Annotated in this window: 13 protein-coding genes, 1 other RNA gene and 1 pseudogene; 8 read left to right on the top strand and 7 right to left on the bottom strand. The window is 73.1% G+C overall.

Going from position 1 to position 14,518, the window contains the following annotated elements; all coding sequences use genetic code 11:
* On the bottom strand, positions 1-1,568 hold a 1,568-nt coding region (locus SSNG_RS13670), incomplete at its 3' end, for an FHA domain-containing protein (RefSeq protein WP_165364998.1).
* Between the two features lie 450 nt (positions 1,569-2,018).
* On the opposite strand from SSNG_RS13670, the pseudogene SSNG_RS44820 reads away from it, so the two are divergent.
* Both SSNG_RS44820 and SSNG_RS13655 read left to right on the top strand, forming a co-directional pair.
* Positions 2,019-3,787 (top strand): annotated as a pseudogene (locus SSNG_RS44820) (serine/threonine-protein kinase).
* A 192-nt stretch (positions 3,788-3,979) separates the two neighbouring features.
* Complete coding sequence (locus SSNG_RS13655) at positions 3,980-5,251, top strand: serine/threonine-protein kinase (protein ID WP_007264418.1); 1,272 nt, start codon at positions 3,980-3,982, stop codon at positions 5,249-5,251.
* Positions 5,252-5,295: 44 nt separating this feature from the next.
* On the opposite strand, the gene SSNG_RS13650 is transcribed toward SSNG_RS13655, so the two are convergent.
* Entirely contained in the window at positions 5,296-6,351 is a 1,056-nt protein-coding gene (locus SSNG_RS13650; protein WP_007264417.1) for a 2-oxoglutarate and iron-dependent oxygenase domain-containing protein, read from the bottom strand.
* 315 nt (positions 6,352-6,666) lie between these two features.
* Between SSNG_RS13650 and prfB the strand changes: the two genes are divergently transcribed.
* Positions 6,667-7,776: a peptide chain release factor 2 gene (gene prfB / locus SSNG_RS13645; protein WP_007264416.1), complete on the top strand. Its 1,110-nt coding sequence runs from the start codon at positions 6,667-6,669 to the stop codon at positions 7,774-7,776.
* A 122-nt stretch (positions 7,777-7,898) separates the two neighbouring features.
* Here prfB and SSNG_RS13640 read toward each other — a convergent pair whose 3' ends face one another.
* Positions 7,899-8,087 carry a hypothetical protein gene (locus SSNG_RS13640; RefSeq protein ID WP_007264415.1) on the bottom strand — a complete coding sequence of 63 codons (189 nt, stop codon included), beginning with the start codon at positions 8,085-8,087 and terminating at the stop codon, positions 7,899-7,901.
* Between the two features lie 227 nt (positions 8,088-8,314).
* Between SSNG_RS13640 and ftsE the strand changes: the two genes are divergently transcribed.
* The 5 genes from ftsE to ssrA all read left to right on the top strand — a co-directional run bounded on the left by ftsE (position 8,315) and on the right by ssrA (position 12,264).
* The gene (gene ftsE / locus SSNG_RS13635; RefSeq protein WP_007264414.1) at positions 8,315-9,004 is read left to right on the top strand and encodes a cell division ATP-binding protein FtsE; all 690 of its coding nucleotides are present in this window, start codon (positions 8,315-8,317) and stop codon (positions 9,002-9,004) included.
* 17 nt (positions 9,005-9,021) lie between these two features.
* Positions 9,022-10,011 carry a permease-like cell division protein FtsX gene (gene ftsX, locus SSNG_RS13630; RefSeq protein WP_007264413.1) on the top strand — a complete coding sequence of 330 codons (990 nt, stop codon included), beginning with the start codon at positions 9,022-9,024 and terminating at the stop codon, positions 10,009-10,011.
* A gap of 67 nt (positions 10,012-10,078) precedes the next feature.
* On the top strand, positions 10,079-11,287 hold the full coding sequence (locus SSNG_RS13625) for a S41 family peptidase (RefSeq protein WP_042800973.1): 1,209 nt from the start codon (positions 10,079-10,081) through the stop codon (positions 11,285-11,287).
* Between the two features lie 18 nt (positions 11,288-11,305).
* Positions 11,306-11,791 carry an SsrA-binding protein SmpB gene (smpB, locus tag SSNG_RS13620; RefSeq protein ID WP_007264411.1) on the top strand — a complete coding sequence of 162 codons (486 nt, stop codon included), beginning with the start codon at positions 11,306-11,308 and terminating at the stop codon, positions 11,789-11,791.
* Between the two features lie 84 nt (positions 11,792-11,875).
* Positions 11,876-12,264, top strand: a transfer-messenger RNA (tmRNA) gene (gene ssrA, locus SSNG_RS38645).
* Between the two features lie 60 nt (positions 12,265-12,324).
* On the opposite strand, the gene SSNG_RS13615 is transcribed toward ssrA, so the two are convergent.
* The 4 genes from SSNG_RS13615 to SSNG_RS44810 all read right to left on the bottom strand — a co-directional run bounded on the left by SSNG_RS13615 (position 12,325) and on the right by SSNG_RS44810 (position 14,379).
* Positions 12,325-12,588, bottom strand: a complete 264-nt coding sequence (locus SSNG_RS13615) for a Txe/YoeB family addiction module toxin (RefSeq protein WP_007264410.1) — start codon at positions 12,586-12,588, stop codon at positions 12,325-12,327.
* Positions 12,585-12,857 (bottom strand): type II toxin-antitoxin system prevent-host-death family antitoxin, encoded by a 273-nt coding sequence (locus SSNG_RS13610; RefSeq protein ID WP_007264409.1) that lies wholly within the window; start codon positions 12,855-12,857, stop codon positions 12,585-12,587. The genes SSNG_RS13615 and SSNG_RS13610 overlap by 4 nt, the downstream gene beginning before the upstream one ends.
* 138 nt (positions 12,858-12,995) lie before the next feature.
* Positions 12,996-13,184, bottom strand: a complete 189-nt coding sequence (locus tag SSNG_RS44815) for an SH3 domain-containing protein (protein ID WP_277752163.1) — start codon at positions 13,182-13,184, stop codon at positions 12,996-12,998.
* Between the two features lie 112 nt (positions 13,185-13,296).
* Positions 13,297-14,379, bottom strand: coding sequence for a hypothetical protein (locus SSNG_RS44810; protein ID WP_007264408.1), 1,083 nt, complete (start codon positions 14,377-14,379; stop codon positions 13,297-13,299).
* Positions 14,380-14,518 lie beyond the last annotated feature (139 nt).

Here is a 14,518-nt window from a genome sequence, read left to right as displayed (position 1 = left end):
GCCGTCCGGGTCGCCGTCCAGGACCACGAGCGTGCGCGCTGCCCTTCGTACGCGGCGGCGGCCCGCCGCAGCGCCGCCGGGCCCGCGGCCGCCCAGTTGGTGCCGAGCGGGCCGTCCTCCAGCCGCCGGGTCAGTTCGGCGGTGCGGGCGGCCGCCTGGTCGCGGTCGTAGGCGAGCAGCAGCCGGCAGTCCTGGCCGTGCGCGGGCCGGACGTGGGGCAGCCAGCCGAGCCAGCCCCAGTCGCGGCGGCGCTCCGCCACGGGCCGGGCGCGGTCGGCGGCCAGCAGGACGATCTCCAGCCGGGCCGGCGAGTGCAGTGCCGCGAGCTGGGCGACCACCGAGCGGGCCACCCCCGTCAGCCGTGCCCGGGGTCCGGCGACGCCGAGCGAGCCGCAGTCGGGGAACGCGACGCGGCTGCCCGCGCCGAGCCCCGCCTCCAGGAACCGGGGGTGCCCGGCCCCGCGCGACCACAGCCGTCCGGTGGGCCCGAGCGCCGCCAGCAGCAGGGCCGCGGGGTCGTCCTCGTCGGGGGCGGCCTGCGCGGGGGCCTCGGGCTCGGCCGGCCGGCCCGGGTCGTCCTCGTCGCCGCGCACCCACTTGCGGGCCCACGCGCCGAGCCCGCCGCGGCGGCGCGGTTTGGCTTCGCCGTCCGAGGGGCCGCCGGGGTACGCCGCGGCCGCGCCCAGGGGCGCCGACCCGGAGACGCCGGGGCCCGGGGCGGGGAAAGGGCGCTTCAGTGCGGCGGCGGCCGGGGCCTGCGCCCCCGTACCGGGCCCGGGGGCACCCGCATCCGGGCCCGGCCGCGTTCCGCCGGTACCGGGGCCGGTGCCGCCGTCGGCCCCCGGGGCCGCGCCCGGCGCGCCGGGGCCGGTGTCCCCGGCCGCGCGGGTTCCCGTACCTCCGCCGGAGGCGTCCGGCAGGCCGAGGTGGCCCTCCAGGTCCGGGACGACCGCCAGCGGCCGTTCGCCGCCCGCCGGGGCGAGCCGCAGCGTGGACTCGCCGATCCGCAGCAGCGCGCCCGGCGCCAGCGGGACCGACGCGGCGCCGACGTCGGTGCCGTCCAGGGTGGTGCCGTTCGTCGAGCCGAGGTCGGCGACCGTGACCCGGCCGTCGGCCAGCACGGTCACCGCGCAGTGCAGCCGGGACACGTCCGGGTCGTCGAGCGGCACGTCGGCGTCCGCCGAGCGCCCGATCCGCACGGACCCGGCGTGCAGCAGGTGGACCCCGCCCGCGTCGGGTCCGGACACCACGTGCAGCTGCGGGGTGCCCGGGCCGTCGGAGGCCGGGACGGCGGCGGTGTCCGGTCCGGGGACGTGCAGGTGCAGCACCGCGCCGTCCACCAGGGGCGGTTCGCCGAGCACGGCGCGCTGCGGGTCGAGGCGGCGCGAACCGGCGTACAGCACGGTCGTGCCCCCGGTGTCGGGGCCGCCCGCGGCCGCCGCGAGTCCGGAGGCCACCGCGGCCAGCGCGGTCCCGGCGGGCGCGGTGACGAGAACGTCACAGCCGGCGGGCGCGGTGGCGGCCTGGTGGCCGCTGCGCGACCCGAGGACGGTCAGCCGGATCTGCATCGCCGTCAGCGGTCCCTTCTGCGCGGAGCGCAGTGCGCGGTGCGTGCGTGCGCCCGGCAGGGGGACGGCGGTAGCTGCCCCGCCCGATCGACCCCCCGCCCGGCACGGACGCCTCGTCCGTTCAGGTCTGCCGGAAGGCAGGGCTCCCGTCCCGGCCGTTCCGTACGGGTGCATCCTCGCACCTGTCGCCCGCAACACGCCCGGCACCCGCCAATAAATGATCTTGGATTCCGTTGGCGGGGTTCACCCACCGGTACGAATGCGGCCACCCCGTCGGGGGAAAACCGGGGAAATGGGCCCCCGGCATAACCCGCAAAACTCACCCTTCGCACATATGTGCGGCAACCAACCTCCGTCGACCCGCGTCTTCCACCGGGACACCCCCTAGAGTTGGGCCGGAAACCCACTCGGCGGAATCAGCCGGAAAGACGACAGCAGGGAGCGCGAGACGTGCGGCCAGTCGGCAGCAAGTACCTGCTCGAGGAGCCGCTCGGACGCGGCGCCACGGGCACCGTCTGGCGCGCCCGCCAGCGGGAGACCGCCGGTGCGGAAGCCGCCGTCGCCGGCCAGCCCGGCGAGACCGTGGCCATCAAGGTCCTCAAGGAGGAGCTGGCCCAGGACGCGGACATCGTCATGCGCTTCCTGCGCGAGCGCTCCGTCCTGCTGCGCCTGACCCACCCCAACATCGTGCGCACCCGCGACCTCGTCGTCGAGGGCGACCTGCTCGCCCTGGTCATGGACCTCGTCGACGGCCCGGACCTGCACAAGTACATCCGGCAGAACGGCCCCTTCAGCCCGGTCGCCGCGGCCCTGATGACCGCCCAGATCGCGGACGCGCTCGCCGCCAGCCACGCCGACGGCGTGGTCCACCGCGACCTGAAGCCCGCCAACGTGCTGCTCGACGAGAGCAACGGCCAGATGAAGCCGATGCTCACCGACTTCGGCATCGCGCGCCTGGCCGACTCCCCGGGCCTGACCCGCACCCACGAGTTCGTCGGCACCCCCGCCTACGTGGCCCCCGAGTCCGCCGAGGGCCGCCCGCAGACCTCCGCCGTCGACATCTACGGCGCCGGCATCCTCCTCTACGAGCTGGTCACCGGCCGCCCGCCGTTCGCCGGCGGCACCGCGCTCGAAGTCCTCCACCGCCACCTCAGCGAGGAGCCGCAGCGGCCCCCCGCCGTGCCCGAGGCGCTGTGGATCGTCATCGAGCACTGCCTGCGCAAGGAGCCCGACGAGCGTCCCAGCGCCGAGAGCCTGGCCCGCGGCCTGCGCGTGGTCGCCGCCGGCATCCGCGTCCACTCCTCGCCCGACGAGGTCGAGGCCGCCCTCGGCGTCGCCGCCCTGCTCGCGCCCGACCCCTCGCCCGCCCCGGTCCCCGGCGCCCCGGTGGCCCCCGGCTCCGCCGCCACCGCGCAGGCCGGGGCGTACGACCCGGACGCGTACGACCCGAACGCCATGACGAGCGTGCTCCCGCCGGTCGGCGGGGCCGACGCCACCACCGTGCTGCCGGCCACTGCCGCAGCCGGCGCCCCCGGCGCGCGCTCGACCCGGCCTCCGTGATGCCCCCGGTGCAGCAGCCCGACGCCCCGCACCCGTGGCAGTCGCAGATGCGGCCGCGCGCGACCCGCAACGAGCAGACGCAGATGCACTACCTCGACCCCGCCGAGGACCCCCTGCGCCGCCGCCCCCAGCGCCCGGCCCCGCAGATGCCGCCGCCCCCGCAGCAGCCGCCCCGGCAGCAGCACCGCCAGGCCCCGCCGCCGCAGCAGTACCAGCCGCAGCAGCAGTACCAGCAGCAGCAGTACGCGCAGCACTACCAGCCCCAGCAGTACCAGCAGCCGCAGCCGCCCCAGCAGCCGCAGTACCGCCAGCCCCAGCCGCCGCCCCAGCAGCAGCAGCCGCCGCAGCCGCCTCCGGTGCGGCAGCAGCCGCAGCAGCCGCCGCGCGAGCCCCGTCCGCCGCGCGAGCCGCGCCGACGCAGCGCCAACCCGGTGCGGATCCCGGGCCTCGGCTGCCTCAAGGGCTGCCTGGTACTGATCCTGCTGCTCTTCGTGGGCGGCTGGCTGATCTGGGAGCTCACCCCGCTCCAGCAGTGGATCGGCACCGGCAAGAGCTGGTGGGACCAGGTCTGGAGCTGGGGCACCGACATCGTCGACTTCGTCACCTCCATCGGCGACAGCGGCGGCGCCGGCGGCGGCAGCGGCGGCAGCGGCTCCTGACATCCGTGAACGTCCGCGGGAGGACCCTCCCGAGGGTCCTCCGGAGCCTCCCGTAGCGCCGACCTTGTGGATTTGTCGACATCCAGGACGTGATTTCGCCCGCAGAAGTGAAGGTCGCCGCGATCCGGCGACCCCAACCCCCATTCGGCCGCGTAGTTTTGGTCCGTTACGCCAGCCGCTGAGGGAGCAGTCGTGGCACGGAAGATCGGCAGCCGGTACACCGCCCACCAGATCCTGGGGCGCGGCAGCGCGGGCACGGTGTGGCTCGGCGAAGGCCCGGACGGCCCCGTCGCCGTCAAACTCCTGCGCGAGGACCTCGCCTCCGACCAGGAACTGGTCGGACGCTTCGTCCAGGAACGCAGCGCGCTCCTCGGACTGGAGCACCCGCACGTCGTCTCCGTACGCGACCTCGTCGTCGACGGGAACGACCTCGCCCTCGTCATGGACCTCGTACGCGGCACGGACCTGCGCACGCGCCTCGACCGCGAGCGCCGGCTCGCCCCCGAGGCGGCCGTGGCCATCGTCGCGGACGTCGCCGACGCGCTGGCCGCCGCCCACGCCGCCGGCGTCGTCCACCGCGACGTCAAGCCGGAGAACGTCCTGCTCGACATGCAGGGACCGCTCGGCCCCGGCGGCGCGCACCCCGCGCTCCTCACCGACTTCGGCGTCGCCAAGCTCATCGACTCCCCGCGCCGGGCCGGCGCCGGCCGCAGCACCGCCCCCACGACGCGGATCATCGGGACCCCCGACTACCTGGCCCCGGAGATAGTGGAGGGCCTGCCGCCCAGGGCGGCCGTCGACATATACGCCCTGGCCACCGTGCTGTACGAGCTGCTGGCCGGCTTCACCCCCTTCGGCGGCGGCCACCCCGGCGCGGTGCTGCGCCGGCACGTCACCGAGACCGTCGTCCCGCTCCCCGGCATCCCCGACGAGCTGTGGCAGCTGATGGTCCAGTGCCTGGCCAAGGCCCCCGCCTCCCGGCTGCGCGCCTCCGAGCTGTCGGCCCGGCTGCGGGACCTGCTGCCGCTGCTGGCCGGGATGCCGCCGCTCGACGTGGACGAGCCGGACGACGCCGACCCGGAGCCCGAGCCCGAGCGGGAGCCCGACGCCGGCGCCGACCCGGTCCGCAGGCGGGGCGTGGTCCCGCTGGTCCCCGGCTCCGCCACCGACTCCAACCGGGACACCCACACCTCCATGCGGGTCCCGGGCCCCGACGAGCTGGCGGGCGGGGCACTGGGCACCGCCCGCGTTCCCCCCGCCCGGGCCGGCGGGCACCGGCCCGGCTCCGCCCCGGCACCCGCGCCGAGGCCCGAGCGCAAGCGGCGCCTGGTGCTCTCCGCGTCGGCGCTGGCCCTGGTGGCGGCGGTGGGCCTGGGCAGCTGGATCGCCGTCTCCGGCGACGACCCGGCACCCCCGCCGGGCGACGGCAAGGGCCGGCACTCGGCCCCGTCCCAGCCCAGGTAGCCCGGCCCCGCCCGGCGCCCCGGACCTGCTACGCCCCGGACCTGCTACACCGCGGTGAGGTCCGGGTGCCAGCGGCGGGCGACCTCCGGGTGGGCGCGGACCCAGCCCTTCAGCTCGTTGCGGCCGTACTCGGCGTGCAGCGGGTTCGACGCGTCGTGCGCCACGCCCGGCGCCGCACGCAGGTAGTCACCGGGAACGGTCTCCACGACCGCGTCCAGCCTCGGGTTGTAGAAGAACGGCACCGAGAACCGCTCCACCGCCCCCGGAGGGCTGACCACCCGGTGGTCGGTGGCCCGCAGGTACCCCTCGGTGGCGATCTCCAGCAGCTCGCCCAGGTTCACCACGAACGCGCCCGGCCGTGGCTCGATGTCGACGTAGCCGCCGTCCCGGACCACCTGGAGCCCGCCCACCGAGTCCTGGAGCAGCAGCGTCAGGAAGCCGTAGTCCTTGTGGGCGCCGACGCCCTGGTCGGCGCCCGACGGCGCGGACCCGGGGTAGCGGATCAGCTTCGTGTGCAGGTGGGGGCGGTCGGCGAAGGCCGCGTCGAAGAAGTCCGGGGGAGCACCGATCGAGGCCAGCAGCTCCCGCAGCAGCCGGTGCGCCACCCCGGCCAGGCGCTCCTGCCAGCCCAGGACCGCCTCCCTCAGCTCCGGCAGCGCCGACGGCCACTGGTTCGGGCCCTCCAGCCACAGGTACGCGGGGTCCTCCGGCCCCAGGACCGGCGCCGGCCGCTCCGCGCCCACGTCCAGCTGGTCCCGCCAGTCGGAGGCTCCGCCGGTCAGCTCGTGGCCGATGCGGGTGTAGCCGCGGAAGTGCGGGGAGTTCAGATTGCTCACGGCCAGCCGGTCGGCCTCCGGGAGCGCGAAGAAAGCCCTGGTCAGCTGGAGGATGCGGGAGGTTTCCGCCTCGGTTATGCCGTGCCCGGTCAGGTACAGGAAGCCGGTGTCCCGGGCCGCGGCGTGCAACTGCTTCAGGAAGTCGGGGCGCTCGGCGGGGTCGTCGGCCCGCGAGAGGTCGATGACGGCCAGGGCGGGCGCGGACGCGGCGGAGGAGGCTGCGGAGGAGGCGGAGGAAGTGGAAGAGGGGTGCGCGGACGGCATGACGGCTCCGTTTCGGATGTCACAGGGTCCTGTGCCCCAGAGATGGCGGGGCGTGCGGAGGGAGCGGTCCGCCGGCAGGGATGGCGCCGGGACCGGGTGGCCGCGTACAGGACCGAAGTCGGATCGGGGTTGATCAGGCTTGTGCTTGGTCCGGCGGCAGACAGCTCGTCGTGGTGACACGCATGTGGTCCACATGGCGGCGCTTCACGAGTAGAACGGTCATACGAGGAGCGTACGCCCGTATCGGCGCTCCTCTGTACGGTCCGATCCGGCCTGCCCGGACAGTGCCGTCCGAGGACCGGCTAGGCTTGACCCGTGGCAGTCGTCGATGTTTCCGAAGAGCTGAAGTCCCTCTCCTCGACCATGGGGTCGATCGAGGCCGTCCTGGACCTCGACAAGCTGAGGGCAGATATCGCCGTGCTCGAGGAGCAGGCCGCCGCGCCGTCCCTGTGGGACGACCCGGAAGCCGCCCAGAAGATCACGAGCAAGCTTTCGCACCTCCAGGCCGAGGTCCGCAAGACCGAGACCCTGCGCGGCCGCATCGACGACCTCGCGGTGCTGTTCGAACTCGCCCAGGAGATGGACGACGCGGACACCCTCGCCGAGGCCGAGGCCGAGCTGGTCTCCGTCCGCAAGGCGCTGGACGAGATGGAGGTCCGGACCCTGCTCTCCGGCGAGTACGCCGAGCGCGAGGCCCTGGTCAACATCCGCGCCGAGGCCGGCGGCGTCGACGCCTCCGACTTCGCCGAGCGCCTCCAGCGCATGTACCTGCGCTGGGCCGAGCGCCACGGCTACCCGACGGAGATCTACGAGACCTCGTACGCGGAAGAGGCCGGCATCAAGTCGACCACCTTCGTCGTCAAGGCCCCGTACGCCTACGGCACCCTCTCCGTCGAGCAGGGCACCCACCGCCTCGTGCGCATCTCCCCCTTCGACAACCAGGGCCGCCGCCAGACCTCCTTCGCGGGCGTCGAGGTGCTGCCGGTCGTCGAGACCAGCGACCACGTCGAGATCGACGAGTCCGAGCTGCGCGTCGACGTGTACCGCGCCTCCGGCCCCGGCGGCCAGGGCGTCAACACGACCGACTCGGCCGTGCGCATCACGCACATCCCGACCGGCATCGTCGTCTCCTGCCAGAACGAGCGCTCGCAGATCCAGAACAAGGCCAGCGCGATGAACGTGCTCCAGGCCAAGCTGCTGGAGCGGCGCCGCCAGGAGGAGCAGGCCAGGATGGACGCCCTCAAGGACGGCGGCAGCTCCTGGGGCAACCAGATGCGCTCCTACGTCCTGCACCCGTACCAGATGGTCAAGGACCTGCGGACGGAGTTCGAGGTCGGCAACCCGCAGGCGGTCCTCGACGGCGAGATCGACGGCTTCCTGGAGGCCGGCATCCGCTGGCGCAAGCAGCAGGAGCAGACCGCGTAGCGCGCGCGTACGTCAGCACGACGAGGAAGGGCCCGGACACCAGGCGGTGTCCGGGCCCTTCCCCATTACGTGTGATCCACGCGGCCACACGGTGATGCGGGCTGATCGGGACGCGACGCGGCCTACGCGGTCCGTGCCACCAACGCCAGCGCGGCCACCAGCACCACCAGAAGCGCGATGAGCGTCGCCGGATTCAGCCCGGCGAAGGGGCCCTCCTGCTGGAGGCGCTCCCGGTTCGCCCGGCACACCGGGCAGCGGCCCTGGCTGACGGGTGCGGCGCAGTTCGCGCACACGAGCCGGTCATATGTCATGCGCTCCTCCTCTCGTCCCCTCGACATGGTCAACGGTGCGGGGACGCGGTCCGTTCCCCCTACCACTGTGCCAGCTCCGCCGACATTCGGCGCGGCCCGTCCGGGCAATCACGATCCGGCTCCTCCCGCACCCGGGATATATCGGGCAACTCCGGTTGCCGGGTCCCCACCCGCCGTCCGGTCGCGTATGGTCACGGTCACCTACTCCCGGCGACCGTGGTGCTCCCGTGATCCGATTCGACAACGTCTCCAAGTCCTACCCGAAGCAGAACCGGCCCGCACTCAGAGATGTCTCCCTCGACATCGCCAAGGGCGAGTTCGTCTTCCTGGTCGGCTCCTCCGGCTCCGGCAAGTCCACCTTCCTGCGGCTCGTCCTGCGCGAGGAACGGGCCACCCACGGCCAGGTGCACGTCCTCGGCAAGGACCTCGCGAAGCTCTCCAACTGGAAGGTCCCGCACATGCGGCGCCAGCTGGGCACCGTCTTCCAGGACTTCCGGCTCCTGCCCAACAAGACGGTCGCCGAGAACGTCGCCTTCGCCCAGGAAGTCATCGGCAAACCGCGCGGCGAGATCCGCAAGGCCGTGCCGCAGGTCCTGGAGCTGGTCGGCCTCGGCGGCAAGGAGGGCCGCATGCCCGGCGAGCTCTCCGGTGGCGAGCAGCAGCGCGTCGCCATCGCCCGCGCCTTCGTCAACCGCCCCGCCCTGCTGATCGCCGACGAGCCGACGGGCAACCTCGACCCGCAGACCTCCGTCGGCATCATGAAGCTCCTGGACCGGATCAACCGGACCGGCACCACCGTCATCATGGCCACGCACGACCAGCAGATCGTGGACCAGATGCGCAAGCGCGTCATCGAACTCGAACAGGGCCGGCTCGTGCGCGACCAGTCGCGCGGCGTCTACGGCTACCAGCACTGAAAGGCCCCTGAGACGTCATGCGCGCCCAGTTCGTCATGTCGGAGATCGGCGTTGGCCTCCGCCGCAATCTCACCATGACCTTCGCGGTCATCATCTCCGTGGCCCTGTCCCTGGCCCTGTTCGGCGGCTCCCTCCTCATGCGCGACCAGGTCAGCGCCATGAAGGGGTACTGGTACGACAAGGTCAACGTCACCGTCTACCTCTGCACGAAGAACGACGCCCTGGACGCGGCCGGCGCCGCCGCCCCGGGCGCCGCCGCAGGCGCACCGGCGGCCTCCGCCGGCACCGCCGCGGGCAGCGGCCGGCCCTGCTCCAAGGGGGCGGTCACCCCCGAGCAGAAGCAGGGCATCGAGTCCGAGCTGAAGAAGATGGACCTCGTCCAGACCGTCATGTACGAGTCCTCGGACGAGGCCTACAAGCACTACAAGGAGCGCTTCGGCCACACCGCGCTGGCCTCCGTCGTCACCCCCGACCAGATGCCCGACTCCTTCCGGGTCAAGCTGAAGAACCCGGAGAAGTACGAGGTCATCACCTCCGCCTTCGCCGGGCGCGACGGCGTCCAGTCGGTCGCCGACCAGTCCACCGAGCTCGACAACCTCTTCGCCCTGCTCGGCACCCTCAACTGGGCGGCCCTCGGCATCATGCTCGTCATGCTGATCGTGGCCCTGCTGCTGATCGTCAACACGGTGCGCGTCTCGGCGTTCAGCCGTCGGCGGGAGACCGGCATCATGCGGCTGGTGGGGGCCTCCGGCTTCTACATCCAGGTGCCGTTCATCATGGAGGCGGCCGTGGCCGGCCTCATCGGCGCCGTCTTCGCCTGCGCGATGCTCGGCACCGGCCAGTACTTCGTGATCGACCACGGCATCGCGCTCCGCGACAAGCTCCAGCTGATCAACTTCATCGGCTGGGACGCGGTCCTCACCAAGCTGCCGCTGGTGCTGGTCATCGGCCTGCTCATGCCCTCCCTGGCCGCGTTCGTCGCGCTGCGCAAGTACCTGAAGGTATGACGAGCGCCTCCTGTGCTCTGTCCTCAACCGGACTTGCCGCGGCGGGGCTTGTCCTAGACTCGGCGGCATGCCGGGTCTGCCCGCCTTCTGTCCCAGGCCCCGCGACCTGCGTCGCGGGGCCGTCCTGACGCTGGTCTTCCTCGTCTGCGTGGGCACCGCCGCGGGCACGGGGTGCTGGTCCCCGCAGGACGTGGAGGAGACGGGTACGGCCTTCCTGGCGGGCGCCGGTGCACTGGAGACGTCCCCGGCCCCCGGCCCCGGCCCGGCCCCCGGCTCCGGGACCGCCGACCGGGAGGCCGTCGCCCGGGCCGCCGCCGAGGCCGTCGCCGAGGGGAAGTCGGGCAAGAAGGCCGCCCAGGAGGTCGTCAGCCGCAGCGGCGACCGCTGGGGCACCGTCTACGACCGGGGCGAGTACGCCGCCTTCGCCGAGGAACTCGACGGCCGCTGGACCGGGGTCGGGCTCTGGGCCGGACGCCGCCGGGACGGCCGGATCGAGGTCGACCGGGTCCAGCCGGACAGTCCCGCCGACCGGGCCGGCCTGCGCGCCGGGGACCGGCTGCTGAGCGTGGACGCCCGGGGCGTGACCGGGCTGGCGGTGGCCGACGTGGTGGCGCTGCTGCGCGGGGAAGCCGGCACTCCGGTGGTGCTCGGCCTCAGCCGGGACGGGGTCGACCGCACCGTCACCGTCCGGCGCGCGCAGCTGCGTACCGAGCCGGTGACCGTACGCCGCCTCGTGGGCGGCATCACCGTGATCAAGGTGGCCTCCTTCACCCGGGGCTCCGGGGAGCGCGTCAGGGCGGCCGTCCGCGAGGCCCCGCCCGGCGGCGGGGTGATGCTGGACCTGCGCGGCAACCCGGGCGGTCTGGTCACCGAGGCGGTGGCCGCAGCCTCCGCGTTCCTGGACGGCGGGCTCGTGGCGACGTACGACGTACGGGGCTCCGAGCGCGCCCTGTACGCCGACCCGGGCGGGGACACCGCCCGCCCCCTGGTCGCCCTCGTCGACGGCGGCACGATGAGCGCGGCCGAGCTGGTCACCGGCGCCCTCCAGGACCGCGGCCGCGCGGTGACGGTGGGCACCCGCACCTTCGGCAAGGGCTCGGTGCAGATGCCGACCGAGCTCCCGGGCGGCGCGGTGGCGGAGCTGACGGTGGGCACGTACCGCACCCCGGCGGGCCGCAGCCTCGACGGCGCGGGCATCACCCCGGACCTCGCGGCCGGCGACGGGGCGGAGGAGCGGGCGCGCACGGTATTGGGTGGCCTCGGGGTGGGGTCGTAGTGCGAAAATGACCGCACTATGGCTAAGGAAAAAGGGCGCAAGCTGATCGCCCAGAACAAGAAGGCGCGGCACGACTACGCGATCATCGACACCTACGAGTGCGGGATCGTCCTGACCGGCACCGAGGTCAAGTCCCTGCGCCAGGGCCGGGCCTCGCTGGTGGACGGCTTCGTGTCGGTGGAGGGCCGCGAGGTCTGGATGTACAACGTGCACGTCCCGGAGTACAGCCAGGGCACCTGGACCAACCACAGCGCCCGCCGCAAGCGCAAGCTCCTCATGCACCGCGAGGAGATCGACAAGCTGGAGCGCAAGGCCGAGGAGTCGGGCCACACGGTCGTCCCGCTGTCCCTGTACTTCAAGGACGGGCGCGCGAAGGTCGAGATCGCGCTGGCGAAGGGCAAGAAGGAGTACGACAAGCGCCAGACCCTGCGCGAGAAGCAGGACACGCGCGAGACGCAGCGCGCCATCTCGGCGGTCCGGCGCAAGCAGCGGGGCACGGTTTAATCTCCTGGCACCCGGTGGTCCACTTCGCGTACCATGGGGTCAGCGCCCACCGCTCGCGGTGGGAGCACCTTGTTAAAAAAACATGGGGATGATCGGTTTCGACAGCGGCTGTCGATGCAGGGGAAGCGAGCCGAGGAAGCGGCAATGATCTCGCTAACCACATGTCGCAAAAAATAATCGCCAACTCCAAGAGCGATAACTCCCGCTTCACCCTCGCTGCCTAATAACAGTGAGCTGAAGCCTCTGTGAGGAGCGTCAGCCCGGAAGTGGTCCCGGTCCGGATCCTGGCGTCAACTAGGGATCTAAACCTCTAGCCCCGGTCACGGGGGTTGGAGGGAAACCAAACAGTGACTGAGCCCGTCGGAGACTTGTCCGTGTGATCTCCGGGGCCGAGAAAATCGCAGCGGACTGCGCTCGGAGAAGCCCTGCTTCTGCACCGTTGGACGCGGGTTCGATTCCCGCCATCTCCACTCATCCCATGTGGGCGAAGGCCCCGCAGCCGGTTGGCTGCGGGGCCTTCGTCATGCCGGGGGTCAGTCGGAGTAGTGGTACCGGGCTTTGAGGATCTTCACTTCCTTGTCGTCGGCCCGGTAGACGAGCCGGTGCTCGTCGTCGATCCGGCGTGACCAGTAACCGGACAGGTCGCCCTTGAGCGGTTCCGGTTTCCCGATGCCCTCGAAGGGCGCCCGCTGGACTTCGCCGATCAGGCGGGTGATGCGCTTGGCCATCCTCCGGTCCGCGGCGAGCCAGTAGAGGAAGTCCTCCCAGGCGTCCGGGTCGAAGTGGACGCTCCTCACTCCTCACCGGCCAGGGCGTTCAGTTCCTCCATGCTCTTGGCGATGCCGGTCGTGCCCTCCCGGTCGCGCGCGACGGCCTCCATGAGGCGGCGGGCGTTCGCCGGCGAGCGCAGCAGGTAGACGGTCTCCTGCCAGGAGTCGTAGTCCTCGGCCGACATCAGGACGGCGTCGCCGTTCTTGGAGCTGATGCGGACCGGCGTGTGGTCGTTGTTCACGCGCTCGATCAGGGGGAAGAGGGTCTTGCGGGCTTCGCTGGCGCTTATGGGCACGGCTGCTCTCCCTGTCATGGTGGTACCTGGACACGGTACCGCTCCCGTACCGGATTCGGGTACCGGAAGGTGTGCGCGAAGGCCCCGCAGCCTCTTGGCTGTGGGGCCTTCGTCATGCCGGGGGGTGGCGCAGGGGGATCAGCAGTACGGGACCTTGTTGAGGTTCAGGGCGTAGCGGGCGGCGATCCAGCCGCGGCCGTCGGCGAGCTTGTACCAGATCGAATTGTCGCCCACGGTCTGGCCGTTGACCTTGCACTGGAGCGCCACGACGGTGTTGGCCGCGATCTTGCCGGTCTTCCTGTAGCCCGTGCCGGGGCCGGAGCGGATGCCGAGGCCGTGGCCGGAGGTGACGATGCGGGCCTTCGGGGTGGCCTTGTGGTCGCCCTTGCCGTGGTCGCCCTTTCCGCCCTTGCCGTGGTGGTCGTCCTTGCCGTGGTGGTCACCGCACTTCTTGCAGGTGCCGCCGGGCTTGCCGGGCTCGCCCTTCGGGCCCTGGGGGCCGGGCCTGCCCTGGGGGCCCTGCGGGCCGGGCTTGCCGTCCTTGCCGTTCTTGCCGTCGCGGCCGTTGCGGCCGTCCTTGCCACGGTTCGCCCTTGGGGACCTGGGGGCCTCCGGCGGGGCCGGTGTCGCCCTTGGGGCCTTGCGCGCCCTGGGGGCCCGTGTCGCCCTTCGGCCCCTGCGGGCCGATGGGGCCCTGGCGGCCTTCCTTGCCGTCCTGGCCGTTCTTCCCGTCACGGCCGTTGCGGCCGTCGCGGCCGTCCTTGCCCGTGTCGCCCTTCGGGCCCTGCGGGCCGGCGGGACCCTGGGGGCCTCCGGCCGGGCCGGTGTCCCCCTTGGGGCCCTGGGGTCCGGCCGGGCCCTGCGGGCCCTGCACGCCGTCGCGGCCGTCGCGGCCGTCCTTGCCGGCGTCGCCCTTGTCCCCCTTGTCGCCCTTCTCGCCCTTCTCGCCCTGGGGGCCCGGGCGGCCCGGCTTGCCGTGGTGGCCGGGCTTGCCGTCGTGGCCGTCGTGGCCCGGGCGGCCGTCGTCGCCCTTCGGGCCCGTCACCGGGGTGGCCACGGCGAACAGGGCAGGGGCGTCGGTGCCGTTGGACCACTCGCCGCCGTCCAGGGTCGTGCCCTGGGGGGCCTTCGGGTCCACCTTCAGGGTCACCGCCAGCCGCGTCTGGGTGTCGGCCGGGAAGGCGAAGCCGGCGCGGGTGCCCGCGTCGCAGGTCAGCAGGCGCGCGTCCGCCGAGCGGGTGCACGAGCCCCCCGCCCGCCGGCCGTTCCAGTAGAAGCGGGCCTCCGGGAAGGTGGTCCGCTCCGGGGCGGTGATCCGGAAGGTGCTGCTGCGTACCGGGTCCTGGCCGTTCACGGCCGCGATGACGACGCGGCCCGTCTTGCCGGGGGCGATGGAGGGGACGTACGGCTGGAAGAACCGGATCTGGGACGCGTCGGCCAGGGCCGGTACGGCCGGCACCAGGCAGGCCGCGGTGACGGCCGCGACGACGAGGGCCGAGGAGACGGAGCGGGAAGCAGGCAAGGGGAGTTCCTCCGCGAAGGGAAGGGCCGCTGGGGGGAAGCACCCCCAGTTATGCGGGATCGCGCGGAGGAGTGGTGCGTACCACGCGGGCGCGTCACTCGCCCGCCGGAACAATACGGATAAATCGGGATGTTGCGAC

The sequence above is a fragment of the Streptomyces sp. C genome (assembly GCF_000158895.1).
GTDB classification, from domain to species: domain Bacteria; phylum Actinomycetota; class Actinomycetes; order Streptomycetales; family Streptomycetaceae; genus Streptomyces; species Streptomyces racemochromogenes.
The sequence above is the reverse complement of the archived record's forward strand: the minus strand, read 5'-3'. Positions and strand labels throughout refer to the sequence as shown.

Bases quoted from the DNA above. Each gene is read 5' to 3' on its own strand.
- SSNG_RS13650 (WP_007264417.1), bottom strand. From the start codon at position 6,351: ATGCCGTCCGCGCACCCCTCTTCCACTTCCTCCGCCTCCTCCGCAGCC.
- SSNG_RS13640 (WP_007264415.1), bottom strand. From the start codon at position 8,087: ATGACATATGACCGGCTCGTGTGCGCGAACTGCGCCGCACCCGTCAGC.
- ftsX (WP_007264413.1), top strand. From the start codon at position 9,022: ATGCGCGCCCAGTTCGTCATGTCGGAGATCGGCGTTGGCCTCCGCCGC.
- SSNG_RS13625 (WP_042800973.1), top strand. From the start codon at position 10,079: ATGCCGGGTCTGCCCGCCTTCTGTCCCAGGCCCCGCGACCTGCGTCGC.
- smpB (WP_007264411.1), top strand. From the start codon at position 11,306: ATGGCTAAGGAAAAAGGGCGCAAGCTGATCGCCCAGAACAAGAAGGCG.